Origin of the sequence: Streptococcus hyointestinalis (assembly GCF_011039275.1) — a bacterium.
GTDB lineage: Bacteria > Bacillota > Bacilli > Lactobacillales > Streptococcaceae > Streptococcus > Streptococcus hyointestinalis_A.
Genome location: NZ_JAAKGB010000001.1, coordinates 31,196 through 50,875 on the forward strand (window position 1 = coordinate 31,196; position 19,680 = coordinate 50,875).

Consider the following 19,680-nt stretch of genomic DNA (forward strand, 5'->3'; position numbering starts at 1 on the left):
GATGAAAGAACAAGCAAAAAAACAAAAAAGGCAGTTTCCCAAGCTATCACGTGGTAGGTGGGAGCTGCTTGTTGTGTTCCTTATTCTCATCTGTGGTTTGACAGCTTTTAGTGTGAGCTGGTGCTCAAAAGGCACTTTGGTCTACAATAGTAGCAATGGTCAGATTACCTATACAGGGACCATTGTCAATCACAGAATGAATGGGCAAGGAAAACTCACTTATCCTAACGGTGATGTCTATGAAGGCAACTTTGCTAACGGCGTGTTTAGTGGTCAAGGCACTTTTACAGCAAAAAGTGGCTGGTCCTATACTGGTGAATTTAAAAATGGAAAGCCAGACGGTCAAGGCACGCTAAAGGCTAAAAACGGCAAGGTTTATAAGGGAACATTTAAGCAGGGGATTTACCAAAAATGAGGATAAAATGGTTTTCATTGGTAAGGATTACGGGTTTGTTGCTCGTTTTGCTCTACCATTTTTTTAAAAATACCTACCCAGGTGGTTTTATCGGCGTTGACGTCTTTTTCACCTTTTCAGGTTATTTGATTACAGCGTTGTTAATTGATGAATATGCTAGAAACCAAAAAATTGACCTTTTAGGCTTTTACAAACGGCGGTTTTACCGCATTGTGCCACCCTTGGTCTTGATGATTTTGGTGACTATTCCATTTGTTTTTCTGGTTCGCAGTGACTTTAGAGCGGGAATCGGTCAGCAGATTCTAGCGGCTTTTGGTTTCACGACAAACTTTTATGAGATTTTGACAGGCAGTAGCTATGAGTCGCAGTTCATCCCACATCTATTTGTGCATACGTGGAGCCTTGCCATCGAGGTGCATTTTTACTTGCTGTGGGGATTTGGTGTTTGGTATTTAGCTAAAAAATCAAGCAGTCAACAGCGCTTGCGTGGGCAGATTTTTCTCATTTCGCTAGGGATTTTCCTAGTGAGTTACTTGAGTATGTTTATACGCTCTTTCTTTGTTGGTAATTTATCAAGCATTTATTTTTCAACGCTGTCTCATATTTTCCCATTCTTTTTGGGAGCCATTCTTGCGACACTGTCTGGTGTCACAGAAACGATGGGACAGTTCAAGAAAACGGTCAGCAGATGGAGTCTTAGACGGACTCTAATCACGCTAGTTATAGGCTTTTTAGGGCTGTTGTTACTCACTTTTGTGTTGAATTTTGAGGGTCAAATGACCTATCTCTTTGGCTTTTTCCTAGCTAGCGTCTTTGCTTCTGTTATGATTTATGCGGCGCGTGTCTTGCATGAAAAGACACCAAATGTAGCAGAGCCAGCACTGGTTACCTATATTGCAGATATTAGCTATGGTTTATATTTATTCCATTGGCCATTCTACATTATCTTCAGTCAGATGGTTGCCAACTGGGCGGCGGTTCTGTTGACGCTTCTCTTTTCAACGATTTTTGCAACGCTGTCCTTCTATATCATCGAGCCTTACATCGCAGGAAAAATGCCAAAAATCTTGTCTGTCGAGGTGGACTTGTCTCCTTACCGTAAGTGGTTTGTAGGGCTTGTAACAGCTCTTAGCGCTATCACGCTTATCACCATGGCAACAGCGCCATCGGTAGGGAATTTTGAGTCAGAGTTGCAGGCAAATGCCCTGACACAGGCGCAAAGCTCGCTCAATCGCACGCATACTTTGCTGGCAGGAGATGCCAATGCTTTGAGTGATGTCACCATTATCGGGGACTCTGTCGCTCTGAGATCTAGCGCAGCATTTTCAAAAGACATGCCAGATGCGCAACTAGATGCAGCTGTCAGCCGAAACTTTGAAGGGGCTTATGACATTTTTGAAAATAGTATCAAAAACAATAGCCTATCGCAGACTGTAGTCCTTGCTGTCGGCGTCAACTCTCTAGGCAATTATCAAGCAGAGCTGCAGAAATTCATCAATGCGCTACCAAAGGGGCACCGTCTTGTGCTTGTGACACCTTATAATGGCAAGAATATTGCAGGTGTCAAGGAAGTTCGTGACTATGAGCTGACACTGGCTAAGAAATACAGCTATGTGACCGTTGCCGACTGGTACAAAACAGCCGTTGATAATCCCGATATTTGGGCGGGAACAGACGGCGTTCACTATAGTGACGCCAATACGACGGGCGCAACGCTCTATGTCCAAACCATTGAAAAGGCTGTTCAAAAAGCAGCTAAAGGTGCTGCCAAGTCTTAATTTATCATATGCTAAAGGAAACCTAGCACGGTTTTCCTTTTCTTTTGGGAAAAGAGCAAAATATGCTCAAATTTTCAGAAAATTTATGGTATAATGCTAGCTATAGACTATCTTTACGAGTGAGGACAGACAATGACACTATTCTACCAATCAACACGAGATGCCAACAATAAAGTAACGGCTAGTCAGGCGATTTTGCAAGGATTAGCGACTGATGGCGGTCTTTTTACGCCGCTAGAATTTCCAAAAGTTGACCTCGACTTTGACCAGCTCAAGGATGCAAGTTATCAAGAAGTGGCAAAGCTGGTTTTAGGCGCTTTCTTGGATGACTTTACAGAAGAAGAGCTAGATTATTGCATTAGCCATGCTTATGATGAAAAGTTTGATACGAAAGCGATTGCACCACTAGTCAAGCTTGGCAATCAATACAATTTGGAGCTTTTCCACGGCTCAACGATTGCCTTTAAGGATATGGCTTTGTCGATTTTGCCTTATCTTCTAACCACATCAGCTAAAAAACAAGGAGTGGACAATAAGATTGTCATCTTGACAGCGACTTCTGGCGATACTGGAAAGGCTGCCATGGCAGGTTTTGCGGATGTTCCTGGCACAGAGATTATCGTCTTTTATCCTAAAGATGGTGTCAGCAAGATTCAAGAGCTGCAAATGACCACTCAAGAGGGGGAAAATACCCATGTCATCGCTATTGACGGTAATTTTGATGATGCGCAAACCAATGTCAAAGCTATGTTTAATGACGCTGACTTGCGTGAACGTCTGCTGGCTCAAAAGACACAGTTTTCTTCAGCCAACTCCATGAATATCGGGCGTTTGGTACCACAAATCGTCTACTATGTCTACGCCTATGCGCAGTTAGTCAAGACAAACCAAATCACTGCTGGTGACAAGGTCAACTTTACTGTGCCGACAGGGAATTTTGGTAATATCCTTGCTGCTTACTATGCCAGCCAGATTGGTCTGCCTGTCGGTAAGCTCATCTGCGCTTCTAATGAAAACAATGTCCTAACGGATTTCTTTACCACAAAAACCTATGACAAGAAACGTCCGTTCAAAGTGACGACAAGCCCATCTATGGATATCCTTGTGTCTTCTAACTTGGAGCGCTTGATTTTCCACCTTGTTGGAAATGATGCAGAAAAGACCAAGGCTTTGATGACTGCTCTAGCTACAGACGGTCAATACACGCTTGATGTTGTTAAGCCTGAGATTTTCGAGCTGTTTGCTGCTGGCTTTGCTACAGAGGCTGAGACAGAAGCTGAGATTAAGCGTGTTTATGAGGAGGACGGCTACATCGAGGACCCTCATACAGCTGTGGCGTCAAGTGTCTACCAACGCTATAGAGAGCAGACACAAGACACAAGACCAACCGTTATCGCCTCTACAGCTAGCCCTTATAAATTCCCACGAGTGGCAGTCAAGGCGGTCAGCAATCAAGACAGCGGAGATGACTTTAAGGCAGTTGCTGAATTACACGACTTATCAAAAGTCGCTATTCCAAAGGCTGTCGCTAACCTAGACACAGCACCAATCAGACACACAAAGGTCGTTGCTAGCCAAGATATGCAGGCAGCAGTGGAAGCTTATCTAGGACTTTAAACCACGACAAAAAAGGTTGAGACAAGTGCTCAGCCTTTTATGATACAATAGAAACATGATAGAAAAATCTCATACTTATCGAAAACAACTGTTCGACCTAGCGCTTCCAGCTATGGCGGAAAATATCTTGCAGATTTTGATGGGGATAACAGATAGTTATCTGGTGGCTCAGCTTGGGCTTCTTGCTATATCGGGAGTCTCGGTTGCTAATAACATCATTACAGTTTATCAAGCGATTTTTATCGCCCTTGGCTCAGCTGTGTCAAGCTTAGTTGCTAAGTATTTCGGTCAGCATGACCATAAAAAAGAGCTGCAATTGCAGGCAGATAGCTTGGTGCTCACGCTTTTAGTGAGTCTGGTCTTGGGGTTCTTGTCCATTTTCTGTGGGCGCTTGTTCTTGAGCGCTCTAGGGACGACCCAAGAGGTCACACAGCTTGGTGGGCTTTATCTGGCTTTAGTCGGTGGCGGTATCTTTAGCTTGGGCTTGCTGACGACGCTTGGTGCCATTCATAGAGCGCAAGGCAGACCACGCCTGCCCATGTATGTCAGCGTCTTGACTAATGTCTTAAATGCTGTGCTCTCAGCACTTTCCATCACTGTTTTTGACTTTGGCTTGGTGGGGATTGCCCTATCAACGGTCTTTTCTCGCTTGGTTGGTGTCCTTATCTTAGCAAGCATGCTAGACTTTTGGTCTATTTTAAAGCACGTCCGCTTATCCATTAGTAAAAATCTCATTACCATGGCGCTGCCTATTGCTGGTGAGCGTTTGATGATGCGAGTCGGTGACGTGGCTATCGTTGCGATTATTGTCAGTTTTGGTGTCAAGGTGGTGGCGGGAAATGCCATCGGTGAGACCATTACTCAGTTTAATTACATGCCAGGCATGGGAATGGCGACGGCGGTTCTGATTTTGGTGGCGCAGGCATTTGGTGAGAGGGATTATGAAGTCATTCACACCATTTTGAAAAAAGCCTATGGCTATTCTGTGGTCATGATGTTTCTCGTGGGTGGCTCTGTCTACTTTTTATCTCCTTATCTGCTGCCATTTTTCACCAATGACCCCACTGCTCAAGAAGCCAGTCGTGTTGTTATGTTGTCCTCCTTTTTAGGCGGTCCTGCGACTGCTGGGACATTGATTTTTACAGCACTTTGGCAAGGATTAGGAAAACCTAAATTTCCTTTTTACGCAACGACCATTGGTATGTGGGGCATTCGTATCTTCTTAGGGTATTTTTTAGGGGTGCTGCTAGATTTAGGGCTTGCTGGTGTCTGGCTAGCAACCGTCACAGACAATCTCTTTCGCTGGGCAATTCTGTCTTGGCGCTACTATGTCTACAAAAAAAGATGAGAAACATCTCATCTTTTTGTCTTACTGCGGAGAAAGGGATTTGAACCCTCACGCCCTAATGGGCACATGCGCCTGAAGCATGCGTGTCTGCCGTTCCACCATCCCCGCAAACACATTTATTATAACGCTTTTTTCATGGAAAGAAAAGACCAAGTTTCTATTTTTTTAAGAAAGGTGACAGATGTTCTCTAAATCAATTCTCATGTAAGCCTTTTTATAGAATTTTATGGTATAATAAAACTATTCACAAAACTAAAGAAGGAGTTCGTTTGCAAGGAAGAATTGTAAAGTCTCTAGCTGGCTTTTACTATGTAGAGTCGCAGGGACAAGTGTATCAGACGCGTGCGCGTGGGAATTTTAGACAAAAGGGCAAGACCCCTTATGTGGGGGACTGGGTTGATTTTAGTGCTGATGAGCAGTCAGAGGGCTATATCCTCGCTATTCATGAGCGTAAAAATAGCCTAGTGCGTCCGCCGATTGTTAATATTGACCAAGCGGTTGTCATCATGTCCGCTAAAGAACCTGATTTTAATCTGAATTTGTTGGATCGTTTTTTGGTTCTCTTGGAGCACAAGCAAATCACGCCTGTCATTTATATTTCTAAGATGGATTTATTGGACGATAGAACTGAGATGCTTGCTTTAAAAGAGCGCTATCAAGCGATTGGCTATGCATTTTGCTTAGATTTGTCGGAGTTGTTACCGCTTTTAGCGCAAAAGGTGACGGTCTTTATGGGGCAGACAGGTGTTGGCAAGTCAACGCTTTTAAATAAAATCGCTCCAGAGCTCGCGCTAGAGACGTCAGCTATTTCAGAGAGTCTAGGGCGTGGGCGCCACACGACACGAGCGGTTAGTCTCTATGATGTCGCTGGTGGTAAGATTGCTGATACGCCAGGTTTTTCTTCGCTCGATTACGAGGTGGACTCCGCTCAAGATTTAAGTGAAGCCTTTCCAGAGATACGGCATTTTAGCCATGCCTGCAAGTTCCGCTCTTGCACGCATACGCATGAGCCAGACTGTGCAGTCAAGTCAGCACTAGAGGCTGGTGAGATTATGCCATCTCGATATGAAAACTACCTTCAATTTCTTAGTGAAATTGAAAACCGTCGTGAAACCTATAAAAAAACACTCAAAAGAAAGTAGGAAAAGTTTATGTACCCAGTCAAAATCGCTCCCTCTATCCTCGCTGCAGATTATGCTAACTTTGCTAGCGAGTTAAAACGTATCGAAGAAACAGGTGCCGAGTATGTGCACATTGACATTATGGACGGACAGTTTGTACCAAACATCAGCTTTGGTGCAGATGTCGTTGCAAGCATGCGCAAACACAGCAAGCTCGTTTTTGATTGTCACCTCATGGTGGTCAATCCTGAGCGTTATGTGGACGCTTTTGCGCAAGCTGGCGCTGATATTATGACCATTCATGTGGAGGTAACTAAGCACATTCACGGTGCCCTTCAAAAAATCAAAGCTGCAGGCATGAAAGCCAGCGTCGTTATCAATCCAGGTACACCTCTTGAGGCGCTTTTACCTGTTTTAAACTTGGTCGATCAAGTCTTGATCATGACCGTCAACCCTGGCTTTGGCGGACAAGCCTTTATCCCAGAAATGTTGGATAAAGTGGCGCAGCTAGCACAAATCCGCAAGGAAAAAGGCTATCACTTTGACATTGAAGTGGACGGCGGTATTGACAACACGACGATTAAAGCAGCAGCAGAAGCTGGAGCCAATGTCTTTGTGGCGGGTTCTTATCTCTTTAAGGCAGACGATTTGACCGCTCAAGTAGCCACTTTACGTAATGCACTCAATGACTAATATAGCTGTTTTAGCCGGAGGAGCGCCTAGCTTTATTCCAAAAGTCTATGACTATTATGTTGGAGTAGATCGAGGTGCCCTTCGTCTTTTAGAAGAAGATTATCCCTTGCACCTTGCGATTGGTGATTTTGATTCGGTGAGTCAAGCAGAGCTTGAGACCATCAAGACAAAAGCCCAGTTTTTTGTCCAAGCACTAGCTGAAAAGGATGACACAGATACCGAACTCGCCCTCAAAGAGGTCTTTTCACGCTATCCAAAAGCGCAAGTTACCGTTTACGGAGCCTTTGGCGGACGAATTGATCATTTTTTGAGCAATGTCTTTTTGCCCAGTCTTCCTGACTTGACAGCCTACATGCAGCAGATAAGATTGTGCGATGCTTACAACACCATCCGTTATTGCCCTGCTGGCACGCATACCATAGCGCCTTCTGAGAACGGGGGCTACCTAGCCTTTTTAGTGGAGGGGGATGGCATTTTGAACATTCGAGGTGCCAAGTATGAGCTCACTGAGGACAATTACTTTATCCAAAAGGTCTACACCAGCAATGAATTTATCAACCAGCCGGTCACTGTTACTTTAGACAAGGGCTATGTGATTGTGATTGAGAGTAGAGATTGGAGGTAGCATGCAGTTTTTACTTTTACTTGTCGCTCTTGTGACTTTAGTGGCTGTTTTCTTATTATTTAAAAAAATAGCAGAGCTGCAAAGCCAGCTCCAAAAAAATCTGGAGGACTACGCTGACAATCTCTCAGAGCAGCTGTCTTATCAGACCGACTTGGCACAAAAAGAGCAGATATTAGCCATCAATCAGCAGCTCTCTCAGGTGCAAAATGAGATTTATGCGCAGCTTTCTGACATTCGAGATGTCCTGCACCAAAATCTCCTAGACAATCGTGACCGCACCGATCAGCGCTTGCAGCAGATGACGGAAAACCTCAACCGCTCAGTCAAGGACATGCAAGTCTCAAATGAAGAGCGACTTGAGCAAATGCGCCAAACGGTGGAAGAAAAACTGGAGAAAACCTTGCAAACACGCTTGCAGGCTTCCTTTGAGACTGTCTCAAAACAACTAGAAAGCGTTAATCAAGGGCTCGGTGAGATGAAGTCGGTCGCAAAAGACGTCGGCAGTCTCAATAAAGTTCTATCCAACACCAAAACAAGAGGTATCATGGGTGAGTTGCAGCTGGGGCAAATCATCGAGGACATTCTGACAGAAAGTCAGTATGAGCGAGAGTTTGCAACGGTTAAGGGCTCTAGTGAGCATGTGGAGTATGCCATTAAGCTCCCTGGCAATCATAACGACCATGTCTATCTTCCTATCGACTCTAAGTTTCCGCTGGAGGATTACTATCGCTTAGAGGATGCTTATGAGTCAGGCGACAAGGAGGCGATTGAGCAGCACCGCAAAGCGCTATTAGCCAGTATCAAGCGCTTTGCCAAAGATATTCAAAAGAAATATCTGCATCCGCCAGAAACGACCAATTTTGGGATTTTGTTTTTGCCGACAGAAGGGCTCTATGCTGAAGTGGTGCGCAACGCTGCTTTCTTTGACCAGCTTCGCCGTGAGGAAAATATCATTGTGGCGGGGCCTACGACCCTATCGGCTCTGCTCAATTCGCTTCAGGTCGGCTTTAAGACTCTTACTATCCAGAAAAATGCTGACGATATCAGCAAAGTCCTTGGCAATGTCAAGGTGGAGTTTGGCAAATTTGGCGCTATGCTACAAAAAGCACAAAAACAGCTCAACACAGCTAGCAAAAGCATTGATAGTCTGCTTACGACACGGACAAATGCCATCACACGGGCGCTTCACACCATTGAAAATTACCAAGACCAAGATACCCAGCGTTTACTTGCGATTTCACCATTAGAAGAGGAACAAGATGAAGATTAAAGACATGAAAAAAGACGAACTCTTTGACGGTTTCTATCTGATTAAGAGAGCTGAAGTGCGTAAAACACGTGCTGGAAAAGACTACATTTCATTGACTTTTCAGGATGACAGTGGCGAGATTTCGGGCAATCTCTGGGATGCCCAACCCCACAATGTCAAGGAATTTACCGCTGGTAAGGTTGTTCACATGACCGGCAGACGTGAGGTTTATAACGGCATGCCTCAAGTCAACCAGCTCACTCTTCGCTTGCCGAGAGACGGTGAGCCAAATGACCCGGCAGCCTTTAAGGAAAAATCCCCTGTCAATGTCACAGAAATCCGTGATTATCTGGAGCACACCATGTTTCGCATTGAAAACGCCACTTGGCAGCGCGTGGTGAGAAACCTTTACCGCAAATACGACAAGGAGTTCTACCATTATCCAGCGGCAAAGAGCAATCACCATGCCTTTGAGTCGGGGCTTGCCTATCACACCGCCACTATGGTGCAGCTGGCTGATAGCATTGGTGACATTTATCCTCAGCTCAATAAAAGCTTGCTCTTTGCTGGGATCATGCTGCATGACCTTGCCAAGGTCATTGAGTTATCAGGACCTGACAGCACTGAGTACACCATCCGAGGCAATCTCATTGGTCACATTGCTTTGATTGATGAGGAAATTACAAAAACCTTGATAGAGCTTGGCATTGCTGATGACAAGGAGGACGTCGTTGTGCTTCGCCATGTTGTCCTTAGCCATCACGGCTTGCTTGAGTATGGAAGCCCTGTTCGCCCTCGTATCATGGAGGCAGAGATTATCCATATCATTGACAACCTAGACGCTAACATGATGATGATGTCAACAGCCCTCAGCCGTATCGATAAGGGCGAGATGACCTCACGTATCTTTGCCATGGACAACCGCAGTTTCTATAAACCAAAACTTTAAACACTAATCAAAGCGAACATTTCTAGCAGAATGTTCGCCTTTTTTGTAAAATATGATATAATAGAGTTAAAAACGATAAGCAATGGAGACTATCAAATGAAATTAAGACGTAGCGAACGTATGGTTGTCATCTCCAACTACCTGATTAACAACCCTTATCAACTCACAAGCCTCAATACATTTGCCACCCAATATGAAGCCGCTAAATCTTCTATTTCAGAAGATATTGCCATTATCAAAAAAGCCTTTGAAGAAGCTGGCATTGGGCTTATTGATACCTTGACAGGCGCTAGTGGTGGCGTCATTTTTACCCCTAGTATACACTTAGATGAGGCAAAGACCATCATTGAGGAGTTGCGTGACCGCTTGTCAGAGAGCGACCGTATCTTGCCTGGTGGTTATATCTATTTGTCAGATTTGTTGAGCACACCTCATATTTTGAAAAATGTCGGACGTATTATTGCTAATCAATTTAAAGACCAAAAAATTGATGCCGTCATGACCGTTGCCACAAAAGGAGTACCTCTAGCAAATGCTGTTGCCAACGTTTTAAACGTTCCTTTTGTTATTGTGCGCCGTGATTTGAAAATCACAGAAGGTTCTACTGTGTCGGTCAATTACGTATCTGGCTCAAGTGACCGCATTGAAAAAATGTTCCTCTCAAAACGTAGCTTGCAGCGCAATAGCCGTGTTTTGATTGTGGATGATTTTCTAAAAGGTGGCGGAACGATTTCAGGGATGATTAGTCTTCTAAAAGAGTTTGAAAGCGAGCTGGCTGGGGTCGCTGTTTTTGCAGAAAATGCCCAAGAACAGCGTGAGCGCCCCTTCGCTTACACCTCTTTGCTCAAAGTCGATAACATCGATGTCGCCAATAACCAAGTCCAAGTTGAAATTGGAAATGTCTTTGATTAGCCACCCTCTTGGTTGGCTTTTTTTATGTGTTTTCCTCTATTTTCTTTTTCATTTCCGAATAAGTAATACGAGGAGGATATATGAAACTAAAATACAAAAGCCTATTATTACTAAGCCTGCTAGGCGGTAGCCTAGCCCTAAACACTACTAGCGAAGCCGCAGTGCTGGGTGATAACTACCCGAACCAGTGGAAGAGTGGCTACGGCGCCGATAGCTGGGGCATGTACCTAAGACAGTGTACATCCTTCGTCGCCTTCAGACTAAGCAGCGCTAATGGCTTTAGCCTCCCTGGCGGGTATGGCAATGCCATCAGTTGGGGCAGTGTGGCTAGAAGCCAAGGCTACCGCGTAGACATGACTCCCGCTGTCGGTTCCGTCGCTTGGTTCTCAGCTGGCGTTAACGGCGCAGGAGGCTATGGACATGTGGCCTGGGTGGCAGAAGTCAATGGCGATAGCGTCACCATTGAGGAGTACAACTACGATTGCGGCCAAGGTCTCGAGAAATACTACCGCCGCAGCTTCCATAAAAGCCAAGTGTCCGGCTACATCCACTTCAAGGACCTGGGGGCAAGCACCGTAACCTCATCCCCATCTGTGCAGTCAACCCCATCACCATCAAGTACACTCTCAACCAGCGGCACCTACACCTTCACTAGCCGCCACGGGATCAAGAACGCACCCCAACAATCCAGCAGCGATATCGCCTATTACGATGCCGGCAGCAGTGTCCGCTATGATAAAACGGTCATCTCAGACGGCTATGAGTGGCTTTCCTATATCAGTTATTCTGGGGCTCGCCGCTATATCGCGATAGACTAAGAGAAAAGACCTTAGGGCCTTTTTTCATTTTTTTATAAAAAAGATTAAAGTAAGTGTCTCAAATTGTGAGAATTGATAAAAAGTCCCTAAGGAAGCGGAATTGTCCGCTTCCTTTTTTCGTGTTTAAAAAAACAAGAGAGGTTTGAGAAATGGTTGAAATTGTTATGGATCTGGACACTGGTGATATCTATGAAGTTCCAGTTGTTGATGAGCAGGATAATATTAATGCAACTGTAGAATGTACTTCTAAAGACAAACAATCAAATCCATGTAATGGCTTAGTTCAAGTTTGGCTTAGAAATGGCTATTATAGTTCCTCTACCCTTTTATGGAAAGTTGCTAAGGATGGTATCGTCCAAACTTTAAGCCTTAAAAATAAACATGGGACTTATTCCTATCACAAACATGCTAGAGATGGTACCTTAAGTTACTGAAATATTTATAATCTGTCGACACCACTTATTCAAAAGATGATAATTATAATCAAGATTCAGTGACCATCAATATGTATTTTCAAATGAAAGGTTAAAACAAAATGTTTCTCTTATATGATACGGACACAAAGTTAGTTAATGGTTTTAAAATTTTAAAAATTGTAGTAGAACCGGATGATAAGTTGTCTTATCAACTAAGTATTGATGAAACAAATACTCTTTGGGTTGATGAGCTCACTCTTGCAGGACTATTAGATAAAAAAGCTGTTTTACCAGGTTATGTTGCTGATTGGCTCGATAAAGCTAAAGCGCTTGACTTAACTCTTCTGGATGCGATGACTAAAAAAGATTTATTGCCGTTAGAGATTGAAAATTGGCTTTTAGACTATGGTATGAGACACACAGAACTATTCTCAAGGGCATGGCTCGATGGTTATGAAGTGGAGAAATAAATGATGACACGAAAAGAAAAACAATCACGTAAGGCAATCATTAACTTTTTAATCTCAGAAATGGGTATTTCATATAACGAAGCTCAGGCATCACTTGAAGAACTTGTGTCGGTTGGTCTTGTTAATATTAATTCGTCAGGTCAGTTTAGCCTAAAGGTGGTGTAAAAAATGAAACCATTTAAAGCAATTACTGCTAGTCAGTATGAAACGTTTGAAAGACATTTTAAACTTCCTAAATTGTTGTTCGAAAGTTCTCGCTATAAGGATATGCGCTTAGACACGAAAGTTGCTTATTCTATTCTTAGAGATCGTTTAGACCTTTCTTTTAAAAACAATTGGATTGATGAAGAAGGCTCTATTTATCTAGTTTATTCTAATGCTAATTTAGCTGAAATTCTAGGTTGCTCAAAATCTACTTTATTGCGAATAAAAAAGGAACTAGCTAAATATGGCTTAATCAAGGAAGTCCAACAATCAAATGACAAAAATGGAAGTCTTGCTAATCGTATTTATCTTGCTAATTTGATTGTTGACGATAAGTTAGAAATGCCCTCCAAGACCCCCGTGTCAAATTCAAACAGGGGGGGTACCAAAAAAACACCCCCCCGGTGTCAAAATGAAGCGGGGCGGGTGTCAGAGTTACGCACTAATGAGACTGAATATAGTGAGACTGAATATAGTGATTATTATAGTTCTAGAAAGGCTGAGAAAATTTCTGACGAAATTTCTCAACCAGCTGGGGCTGATTCATCATCATCTTTCAATAATTCTAATTCTTACATTGCACCTAAGTATTACTCTTTGCTACAAGTTATAGCTGATCAATACAATGGCAAGTTTACTCAAATGGACTTATTTACAGGTGAGTTTCAGAACTACTCTCTGACACATCGACAAAAAATGCTAATTGGTCAATATTTATCCGAAGGTTATGTAACGAGTCAAGAAGTGCTAAATATGATTGATCGCATACCTATTGATTGTGAACATCCTCTAGCTTATCTTTTGAAAATGCTTGAAAATCTAAAAGAAGAACGTCGCTTAGAAGCCAAAGCGATGGCGCATGCTCAAGCAAAGTTACGTTATGGAAATCACGACAATGAAGAAAGAAAATAAATCTAGGGAGTTAGGATTATGATTAAGGTTATTTTGTTAGTTTTATTTGCTTTAACAATGATATTGTTTGGGCTCATCTTCTGGTGTGCTTGTAAGGTCTCTGCAATGGCTGATCGAGAGTTGGAGGAGCAAGCTTTTCGCAAACAACTAAAAGGAGATGTAAATAATGGCTAAGGAATATGCTTTTAAACATGAAATCTTAGGGAATGATGAACAACTCAAGCGGAATATGTCAGAAGTCATTGTATCAACGATTGAAACAATACGAACAGAGAATCTGGCGTCACTTGTCATTATGACGGCTACTGATACCGACAAGACAGAACTTGTTGCTGTCAATAGTCAGCCATCCTTTATCTTACTGACGCAGTTACTCCATCAAGTAACAATTTGCATGGATCAAGAAGGTGCAGCACTCTTATCACATGATTTGGCGCTTCCTCTATTAAGGGAAGAAGTGAACCGCTTATCCACCTTACTTAATTGCCTTCAAGTTTCAGTTGATGAAGCTTAAATGTTTTTTGACCTAAGCAGGTCGTAAAAAGGCTTGGGTTCTTTGACAACTAGATACAACCACCGTCCTAATCAGCGAGTCTATGAATAACAATCAATGGGGGCGGTGTCGTTTGCTAGCAACTATGCGTTAGTCTAGCTCAGACTCAAGTCATACTAAAAGCACATAACGATGTTATGTAAATAGCTTCACAGGAAGCAGCTGAAGGAGTTTGCGGTCAACCAAGCTATAAACCGTGCGTCAAAAAAGCGGATGGTATTGTGCCACATAAGCTACAGGAGGTTTTATGGTTCCTATAAACCCAACAGATAATTTTATTTTAACATTATCTGATCTACGCCGTCTCGGTCGTCAAGGAGGGGCAACGCTCATTCTTGATGATGGTAGACAGGCTATTGTCAAAGCTAAGTTTGCTCTCTTTGTTCATAAGAAATGGCAATCAGGGCACTTGGTTGAAGAAAAAGAAGTTGTTTCTTTTCACACGATTTATCCTGCGATAATTCTCGTCAAACGAAAACACTTTGTTATTGCAAGACGAGTCAGGCGAAAGAAACAACAGATTCTAACACTCACAGGACAGGGCTACCATCGCCCGTCCATCTCTAAAAGCAAAAGGAGTAAACAATGAAGAAAGTTAAATTTGTAACCTTACTATCAAGCGCTCTTTTAGCCAGTAGCGCATCTGGTGTTTTTGCGGATGACCTTATTTCTGATGGAACAAGTTTACCCTCAACAGAACAAACACAGCCTAGTACAATCCCAACCGTACCAAGTACCGGCACAGAGGTAACGCCCCCATCTAGTAGTGAGGGGACATCAGACATTCCAACGGTTCCAGTAGATCCAACAACGCCTTCGACAGATCAAGGTAAAGATAATGCTGGTGAGAATGTCACTGTCCCAGGCTCTGAAAGCCAAGGCAAAGATAACGCTGGTAAAAACGTTGATCCACAACCAACACCAGACAATCAAGGTAAGGATAATGCGGGTAAACAGGTTGATCCTAATGTAGGCAATACCACTGTCCCAACCACAGACGGCGGTACATCACAAGTTACCCCAGATAAGACAATGCCAACCAATAACCCAAGTGTATCAGCTGACACAGCTACTAAAGCAGGAGCTTCTCAGGTAGGCACAACCTCAACGGTGACTGGTCAAGTCGTCCAAAACGTGACAGCACAAGCTCCAGTAGTGACGAACACAGGTGCTACTATCGTGAGCACTAAAGACGGTCAACTTGTTCTTTCTGATGGTTCAACAGTGACTCCAGAGACAGTTGGGGCAACAACGAACAGTGATAAAACAATCACCGTGACTAAAGCTGACGGGACAAAGACAACTCTCCCAGAGACAGGCGATAAAGCTCGTAGCTTACTTTCTATTTTAGGTGCAGGACTGCTAGTTGTTGCAAGATTCTTAGCTCAAAAAGCGTGGTCTCGAAAAGAAGCAAAAAATTAGTCAACATTCAAAACAAAAATAAAATAATTTAGGAGAACGTATTCATGACACAGAAAACTAAACAAATTTTTTCAATCCGCAAATTCAAAACAGGCACCCACTCAGCTTTGATTGCTAAGTATGGTATTGTCCTAGCTACTACTGCAGCTCTTATGGGAGTAGGTGCTGTCTCGGCCGATGAAGTGACAAGCACACAAGCCCAAGCAACAACTGAGCAAGTTAGCCCAGCTACGCCTACAGAAATCTCATCTCAAGCACAAACAGCTGTTACTAGTGACATTCCAACGTCAGTTCCAGCTAATACGACCCAAGACCAAGCTGTAACAGCGGTCGATAAGGCACAAGAAACTCTTAAGGATAACGTGGCAACGGCACAAGAGACAGGAGTTGTGGTCAAAGAAGGTGAAACGCAGGAAGTTGTCATCAATGATAACAACGCAGCTGATAAAACTTCTGAAGTGCTAGCTGACCTCAATAAACAAGACCAAGCTGTTAAAGAAGCGACCGCTAAACAAGCGGATAATCAAAAAGCTTACGAAGAAACTACTAAAGAACGTGAGCAAGTAGTCACAGAAGGGCAAGCGAGCTTAGATAAGTCAACAGCTGAGGTGGATAAACTTGTGGACCAAGCCAAGAAAGCGGGACTTCTCGTCACTGAAAGCACTAGTGATAAAACGCCAACCTATACGGAAACGAAAGGTTTAACAGGTGATGAGCTACGTCAAGCGATGGCTGACAACCTCAAGCTCTACAAGGAAGCTATTGCAGCAGGACTCGCTATCCAAGGAAAATCCGTTGAGGAATTGAAACAAGCTCTTGCTCTCTATCAAGTCAATCGAAAGGCTTATACCGAAACGAAGACAAGTCGTGATTTAGCTGTTTCAGAAGGTCAGTCTACTCTCAAAAAAGCAACGGCAGCTTTAGACGAACAACTTGCTATTGCGAAGAAATATGAGTTAGCTGTAACAACAGCCACTTCTGATAAGACACCAAGTTATAAAAATCTTAAGGGTTTGACAGGAAACGCTTTACGAGCAGCGATGGCTGAGAATCTCAAACTGTATACAGCAGCCGTCAAAGCAGCTGCAGATGCTATGAATCTCTCAACGTCTGATATGAAAAAACAAATTGATGCTTATGCAGCAGCTCTTGCCGATTATCAAAAAGGTATTGGCACAAACACAGGTCTTAAATGGCAAAGTGGTGTCATCTTAGAAGCAGGTTCTGGTGCTACTAAGATGACAGGGGCTGAGAATGTGATTAGCTTTGCGGATGGTAGCCTTAAAGCTGCAGCCATGTATGCGACGCAAGGTAATAATCTAGACCAAAATACAGATGCAAACTTCGAGAACATCTTTAAAATTGATGGGACAGGTACTATCCTTGTCAAGAACACCACTAATGGGGATGTGACCTTAACCTTCTCAGAAATCAATAGCCCTTACAACACAGGAACCTATGTGGCTATTTGGGGTGATGATAATGGTGGTATTGCCTGGTCTGTCTTTGCCCTCTATAGTGGGGCTGCGCAAGGAGGCACTGGTGAGTCTGCTTCTGGTAGTGGTTCTGGTTTCGTGGGACGTATCTTAAACTATGTTTATGCTTATAAAGTCAAAGTTGTCACTTCTAATGACGTCTCTGTTGTGACGTTTAATGATATTGATAACAAGCAAACCATTGATGTCTCAGGACTGGATGGTGCTTCTATTGAAAAAGGGAAAAATGTGACCGGTTCTGGTACACGCTATAGCTCAGGAGCGGGGGATAAGTCCCAAGCTTCTGCAGGTGTCCTAGACTCTAATGGTGTGGGGTGGACTTTTGACACTGCTAAGAAACAAGATTTTACGGTTGTTCACTCTGTAGATGGTAAGAATAGTTCTATCGTTGGGGGCGTTTTTGGGGTAGCCAGTGAAAAGCCAAAAGAGCCTAAGAAACCATCACTTACCGCAACTAAAGCGACGGTCAATGCTCCAGCAGTACCAGAGGCACCAAAACCAATTACTGTAGCTGTACAAAAAGCAACAGTAACAGCACCAGAGGCACCAGAAGCCCCTGCACCAATTGAGGTAGAGGTTCACTATTACAAGATGACAACGACTCCAACGCCTGAAACGCCAACACCAGCTAAACCACAAGCTCAAGCGCCAGTGGCTAAACAAGCTGCTCTCCCAACCACTGGGGAAGCTAATAGTGGTTTAGCAGTTCTAGGAGGTCTAATTCTATCAGGAATGGGGCTTATCGGTATTCGTAAACGTAAAGAAGACTAAGTCACAAGACTAATGTGATATAATAGTCTTGAGCAATGCTTTAACACGCTGGGAGCCTAGACACTGTGCTAGGCTTTTAGTGTTTTTGAAATAATCAGGTTGCAAGAAACTAAAACTAACGATAAGACGCTTGCAGCCTTATTTTTGTGTAAAAAAGGAGGAATATCAATTATGCAGATTGCAACAAAAGTTATTATTGCTATGGGGGCAGTGTTAGCTGTCATTGGACTTGGCTGGCTCTTAACAGGTGCCTTCGATTATTTTGCAGGACGTAAAAACGGTAATCCACAAATGATGGACCAGGGAATGACTTCCATGATCTCTGGTGGAGCGATCGCAGTTATTTCAGGTGGGGTCGCTACAGCGATTGTGGCTGCAATGAATGCTATTAATTTCTAGTAATATCAGGTAAATGTGGATAACCACTTGTTTTTTAGGTATTTTAGAGGTATACTAACAGTAGCTTAAGAATATTTTAAGGTGGTGAGGAAGATGACAAAAGCTTTTGATGAAATGACATATAGACAAGATTTTGAAGCAATTAATGGACGTCAACCTTTAGATGAGGAAATCGAACAGGCTCGGGGACTGGTAGAACGTTACACTGTCGGTAAGGACGATGATAATGGTGTCGCTACTTATCATCCAAGCAAGAGGTCTCGTTTTAAAGATTTTATGACATCTGTCTTTGGTTGGATCATGCGGGGCGGATCGCTTCTCGTCATGATTCCTGTCTTTCTCACGTTACTCTTTTTCAACCTCATCAAGTCCACCATTGGGGTGTTTGTAATGTGGTTTGTCTCTAAGTTCATGCTTTTTTTTATCTTTGGGGGAATTCTTTTTCTCTGTGATCAAGCAGCTTTTAATGAACCTGAAAGAACATCCGGTCTACTACGAGATGTTGGCACTTTTTTCTTTGGAGAGAGTTTCTTTACTGATGATATACCAAACTTTTTTCCTCATCCAACAGTGGATGCGTGGATTATTGGGATTGCTATCGTAGTTTGTGCCTTTGGCATGACCTTTTCTCGCTATGATGCCTAAATAAAACAACTAGAGCCTTACTGTGTAAGGTTCTTTTTTGATGGAAAGGAGCACTATGAAAGATATTGTACTAGAGCTGACAAAGACTCTGGGGAGTTACAATAAATCTGCTAATCGAACGGTCAATGGTATTAATAAATCATTGATGACAGTCGGTTATATCATCGTATCTGTCATGTTTCTTATAGAGATGTTGTCATGGTACCGTTTTATTCGTAATCAAGGGGGTGAGATGACTTGGAAACTCTTTGCGGAGGTAGCTTTTAAATACTTTATTGCTTATTTTTTAGTGGCTGAGTCTGGTGCCATTTTAAATGCTATTTTATGGTTTTCAAATGGTGTAACGAAACTAGTTGGAACAGATATTACAGGTAAGGGTTTAACGGGTTTATTTCAATATACGAAGCTAAAGGGTGGAAATTTCATCATTCGGGGTGCTATCGACATTTTAGCTTTTCTGATTGGTGCTGCGGCGATATTATCTCTAAAAGTGCTTATTCTGTTACGTTTTATAGAGCTATACCTTTTAAAAGCTATTGCACCTATTATTGTCGCTTTTTGGATGAGTGATCAAACACGAACTATAGCTACCAACCTTTTAAAAACATTTGGTGCAATTGCCTTACAGGGGGTCATTATTGTCGTGCTTCTTCTTATTTGGCAAGGTTTTAAAGTGGGTGATATACTCGTTTTCTCAAGAGATTCTTGGTTAGGACAATTTGCGACAGGTCTGTCTTATCTAGGCAAATGTATTGTCTTTCTCATCTTGCTTTTTGGCTCACAACGAAAAGCGAAGAGTTTACTACAAACAACATAATAAGTTCTTACAGTCAGAGTAATAATCTGACTGTTTTTTATTAAAAAAGA

23 protein-coding genes and 1 tRNA gene are annotated in these 19,680 nt (G+C 42.9%); 23 read left to right on the plus strand and 1 reads right to left on the minus strand.

Annotation, left to right across the window (positions count from 1 at the left end; genetic code table 11):
- The first annotated feature begins 1 nt into the window (after window position 1).
- The 4 genes from G5B60_RS00215 (at window position 2) to G5B60_RS00230 (ending at window position 5,158) form a co-directional block, all read left to right on the plus strand.
- Window positions 2–415, plus strand: coding sequence for an MORN repeat-containing protein (locus G5B60_RS00215; RefSeq protein ID WP_164682057.1), 414 nt, complete (start codon window positions 2–4; stop codon window positions 413–415).
- Window positions 412–2,193 carry an acyltransferase family protein gene (locus G5B60_RS00220; protein WP_164682058.1) on the plus strand — a complete coding sequence of 594 codons (1,782 nt, stop codon included), beginning with the start codon at window positions 412–414 and terminating at the stop codon, window positions 2,191–2,193. The genes G5B60_RS00215 and G5B60_RS00220 overlap by 4 nt, the downstream gene beginning before the upstream one ends.
- A 132-nt stretch (window positions 2,194–2,325) precedes the next feature.
- The gene (gene thrC / locus G5B60_RS00225; protein WP_164682059.1) at window positions 2,326–3,810 is read left to right on the plus strand and encodes a threonine synthase; all 1,485 of its coding nucleotides are present in this window, start codon (window positions 2,326–2,328) and stop codon (window positions 3,808–3,810) included.
- Between the two features lie 55 nt (window positions 3,811–3,865).
- Window positions 3,866–5,158, plus strand: a complete 1,293-nt coding sequence (locus tag G5B60_RS00230; protein WP_164682060.1) for an MATE family efflux transporter — start codon at window positions 3,866–3,868, stop codon at window positions 5,156–5,158.
- 25 nt (window positions 5,159–5,183) lie between these two features.
- Here the strand turns inward: G5B60_RS00230 and G5B60_RS00235 are convergent.
- Window positions 5,184–5,266 (minus strand) — tRNA-Leu (locus G5B60_RS00235).
- 161 nt (window positions 5,267–5,427) lie between these two features.
- On the opposite strand from G5B60_RS00235, the gene rsgA reads away from it, so the two are divergent.
- The 19 genes from rsgA to G5B60_RS00330 all read left to right on the plus strand — a co-directional run bounded on the left by rsgA (window position 5,428) and on the right by G5B60_RS00330 (window position 19,630).
- Window positions 5,428–6,300, plus strand: coding sequence for a ribosome small subunit-dependent GTPase A (gene rsgA / locus G5B60_RS00240; RefSeq protein WP_164682061.1), 873 nt, complete (start codon window positions 5,428–5,430; stop codon window positions 6,298–6,300).
- A gap of 9 nt (window positions 6,301–6,309) precedes the next feature.
- A complete protein-coding gene (rpe, locus tag G5B60_RS00245) occupies window positions 6,310–6,972 on the plus strand; it encodes a ribulose-phosphate 3-epimerase (protein WP_164682062.1) in 663 nt (220 codons plus the stop codon).
- Window positions 6,965–7,597 (plus strand): thiamine diphosphokinase, encoded by a 633-nt coding sequence (locus G5B60_RS00250; protein WP_164682063.1) that lies wholly within the window; start codon window positions 6,965–6,967, stop codon window positions 7,595–7,597. The genes rpe and G5B60_RS00250 overlap by 8 nt, the downstream gene beginning before the upstream one ends.
- A gap of 1 nt (window position 7,598) precedes the next feature.
- Window positions 7,599–8,867: a DNA recombination protein RmuC gene (gene rmuC, locus G5B60_RS00255; RefSeq protein WP_164682064.1), complete on the plus strand. Its 1,269-nt coding sequence runs from the start codon at window positions 7,599–7,601 to the stop codon at window positions 8,865–8,867.
- Entirely contained in the window at window positions 8,857–9,795 is a 939-nt protein-coding gene (locus tag G5B60_RS00260) for a 3'-5' exoribonuclease YhaM family protein (RefSeq protein ID WP_164682065.1), read from the plus strand. Before rmuC ends, G5B60_RS00260 begins: the two co-directional genes overlap by 11 nt.
- Before the next feature lie 96 nt (window positions 9,796–9,891).
- Entirely contained in the window at window positions 9,892–10,707 is an 816-nt protein-coding gene (purR, locus tag G5B60_RS00265; protein ID WP_164682066.1) for a pur operon repressor, read from the plus strand.
- A 221-nt stretch (window positions 10,708–10,928) separates the two neighbouring features.
- The gene (locus G5B60_RS00270) at window positions 10,929–11,525 is read left to right on the plus strand and encodes an SH3 domain-containing protein (RefSeq protein ID WP_241154540.1); all 597 of its coding nucleotides are present in this window, start codon (window positions 10,929–10,931) and stop codon (window positions 11,523–11,525) included.
- Between the two features lie 149 nt (window positions 11,526–11,674).
- Window positions 11,675–11,959 carry a hypothetical protein gene (locus G5B60_RS00275; RefSeq protein ID WP_164682068.1) on the plus strand — a complete coding sequence of 95 codons (285 nt, stop codon included), beginning with the start codon at window positions 11,675–11,677 and terminating at the stop codon, window positions 11,957–11,959.
- A 101-nt stretch (window positions 11,960–12,060) separates the two neighbouring features.
- Window positions 12,061–12,411, plus strand: coding sequence for a DUF1642 domain-containing protein (locus G5B60_RS00280; RefSeq protein WP_164682069.1), 351 nt, complete (start codon window positions 12,061–12,063; stop codon window positions 12,409–12,411).
- Complete coding sequence (locus G5B60_RS00285) at window positions 12,412–12,576, plus strand: hypothetical protein (protein WP_164682070.1); 165 nt, start codon at window positions 12,412–12,414, stop codon at window positions 12,574–12,576.
- A 3-nt stretch (window positions 12,577–12,579) separates the two neighbouring features.
- Complete coding sequence (locus G5B60_RS00290) at window positions 12,580–13,527, plus strand: replication initiator protein A (RefSeq protein ID WP_164682071.1); 948 nt, start codon at window positions 12,580–12,582, stop codon at window positions 13,525–13,527.
- A gap of 18 nt (window positions 13,528–13,545) precedes the next feature.
- Window positions 13,546–13,701 carry a hypothetical protein gene (locus G5B60_RS00295; protein ID WP_164682072.1) on the plus strand — a complete coding sequence of 52 codons (156 nt, stop codon included), beginning with the start codon at window positions 13,546–13,548 and terminating at the stop codon, window positions 13,699–13,701.
- Window positions 13,694–14,041, plus strand: coding sequence for a hypothetical protein (locus G5B60_RS00300; protein WP_164682073.1), 348 nt, complete (start codon window positions 13,694–13,696; stop codon window positions 14,039–14,041). The genes G5B60_RS00295 and G5B60_RS00300 overlap by 8 nt, the downstream gene beginning before the upstream one ends.
- Before the next feature lie 286 nt (window positions 14,042–14,327).
- Window positions 14,328–14,669: a hypothetical protein gene (locus tag G5B60_RS00305; RefSeq protein ID WP_164682074.1), complete on the plus strand. Its 342-nt coding sequence runs from the start codon at window positions 14,328–14,330 to the stop codon at window positions 14,667–14,669.
- Window positions 14,666–15,502, plus strand: coding sequence for an LPXTG cell wall anchor domain-containing protein (locus G5B60_RS00310; RefSeq protein ID WP_164682075.1), 837 nt, complete (start codon window positions 14,666–14,668; stop codon window positions 15,500–15,502). Before G5B60_RS00305 ends, G5B60_RS00310 begins: the two co-directional genes overlap by 4 nt.
- Window positions 15,503–15,546: 44 nt before the next feature.
- Complete coding sequence (locus G5B60_RS00315) at window positions 15,547–17,769, plus strand: LPXTG cell wall anchor domain-containing protein (RefSeq protein ID WP_164682076.1); 2,223 nt, start codon at window positions 15,547–15,549, stop codon at window positions 17,767–17,769.
- A 171-nt stretch (window positions 17,770–17,940) separates the two neighbouring features.
- Window positions 17,941–18,168 carry a hypothetical protein gene (locus tag G5B60_RS00320; protein ID WP_020999349.1) on the plus strand — a complete coding sequence of 76 codons (228 nt, stop codon included), beginning with the start codon at window positions 17,941–17,943 and terminating at the stop codon, window positions 18,166–18,168.
- A 93-nt stretch (window positions 18,169–18,261) separates the two neighbouring features.
- Complete coding sequence (locus G5B60_RS00325) at window positions 18,262–18,813, plus strand: hypothetical protein (RefSeq protein ID WP_164682077.1); 552 nt, start codon at window positions 18,262–18,264, stop codon at window positions 18,811–18,813.
- A gap of 55 nt (window positions 18,814–18,868) precedes the next feature.
- Window positions 18,869–19,630 (plus strand): hypothetical protein, encoded by a 762-nt coding sequence (locus G5B60_RS00330; RefSeq protein ID WP_164682078.1) that lies wholly within the window; start codon window positions 18,869–18,871, stop codon window positions 19,628–19,630.
- The last annotated feature ends 50 nt before the right edge of the window (window positions 19,631–19,680 follow it).

Excerpts from the sequence above, each read along its gene's own strand:
- G5B60_RS00285 (WP_164682070.1), top strand. The coding sequence starts at position 12,412 with ATGATGACACGAAAAGAAAAACAATCACGTAAGGCAATCATTAACTTT.
- G5B60_RS00260 (WP_164682065.1), top strand. The coding sequence starts at position 8,857 with ATGAAGATTAAAGACATGAAAAAAGACGAACTCTTTGACGGTTTCTAT.
- G5B60_RS00305 (WP_164682074.1), top strand. The coding sequence starts at position 14,328 with ATGGTTCCTATAAACCCAACAGATAATTTTATTTTAACATTATCTGAT.
- thrC (WP_164682059.1), top strand. The coding sequence starts at position 2,326 with ATGACACTATTCTACCAATCAACACGAGATGCCAACAATAAAGTAACG.
- G5B60_RS00320 (WP_020999349.1), top strand. The coding sequence starts at position 17,941 with ATGCAGATTGCAACAAAAGTTATTATTGCTATGGGGGCAGTGTTAGCT.
- G5B60_RS00275 (WP_164682068.1), top strand. The coding sequence starts at position 11,675 with ATGGTTGAAATTGTTATGGATCTGGACACTGGTGATATCTATGAAGTT.
- rmuC (WP_164682064.1), top strand. The coding sequence starts at position 7,599 with ATGCAGTTTTTACTTTTACTTGTCGCTCTTGTGACTTTAGTGGCTGTT.
- G5B60_RS00310 (WP_164682075.1), top strand. The coding sequence starts at position 14,666 with ATGAAGAAAGTTAAATTTGTAACCTTACTATCAAGCGCTCTTTTAGCC.
- G5B60_RS00220 (WP_164682058.1), top strand. The coding sequence starts at position 412 with ATGAGGATAAAATGGTTTTCATTGGTAAGGATTACGGGTTTGTTGCTC.
- G5B60_RS00315 (WP_164682076.1), top strand. The coding sequence starts at position 15,547 with ATGACACAGAAAACTAAACAAATTTTTTCAATCCGCAAATTCAAAACA.
- G5B60_RS00300 (WP_164682073.1), top strand. The coding sequence starts at position 13,694 with ATGGCTAAGGAATATGCTTTTAAACATGAAATCTTAGGGAATGATGAA.
- G5B60_RS00270 (WP_241154540.1), top strand. The coding sequence starts at position 10,929 with ATGTACCTAAGACAGTGTACATCCTTCGTCGCCTTCAGACTAAGCAGC.
- G5B60_RS00290 (WP_164682071.1), top strand. The coding sequence starts at position 12,580 with ATGAAACCATTTAAAGCAATTACTGCTAGTCAGTATGAAACGTTTGAA.
- G5B60_RS00330 (WP_164682078.1), top strand. The coding sequence starts at position 18,869 with ATGAAAGATATTGTACTAGAGCTGACAAAGACTCTGGGGAGTTACAAT.
- G5B60_RS00230 (WP_164682060.1), top strand. The coding sequence starts at position 3,866 with ATGATAGAAAAATCTCATACTTATCGAAAACAACTGTTCGACCTAGCG.
- purR (WP_164682066.1), top strand. The coding sequence starts at position 9,892 with ATGAAATTAAGACGTAGCGAACGTATGGTTGTCATCTCCAACTACCTG.
- G5B60_RS00250 (WP_164682063.1), top strand. The coding sequence starts at position 6,965 with ATGACTAATATAGCTGTTTTAGCCGGAGGAGCGCCTAGCTTTATTCCA.
- rpe (WP_164682062.1), top strand. The coding sequence starts at position 6,310 with ATGTACCCAGTCAAAATCGCTCCCTCTATCCTCGCTGCAGATTATGCT.
- G5B60_RS00280 (WP_164682069.1), top strand. The coding sequence starts at position 12,061 with ATGTTTCTCTTATATGATACGGACACAAAGTTAGTTAATGGTTTTAAA.
- G5B60_RS00215 (WP_164682057.1), top strand. The coding sequence starts at position 2 with ATGAAAGAACAAGCAAAAAAACAAAAAAGGCAGTTTCCCAAGCTATCA.
- G5B60_RS00295 (WP_164682072.1), top strand. The coding sequence starts at position 13,546 with ATGATTAAGGTTATTTTGTTAGTTTTATTTGCTTTAACAATGATATTG.
- G5B60_RS00325 (WP_164682077.1), top strand. The coding sequence starts at position 18,262 with ATGACAAAAGCTTTTGATGAAATGACATATAGACAAGATTTTGAAGCA.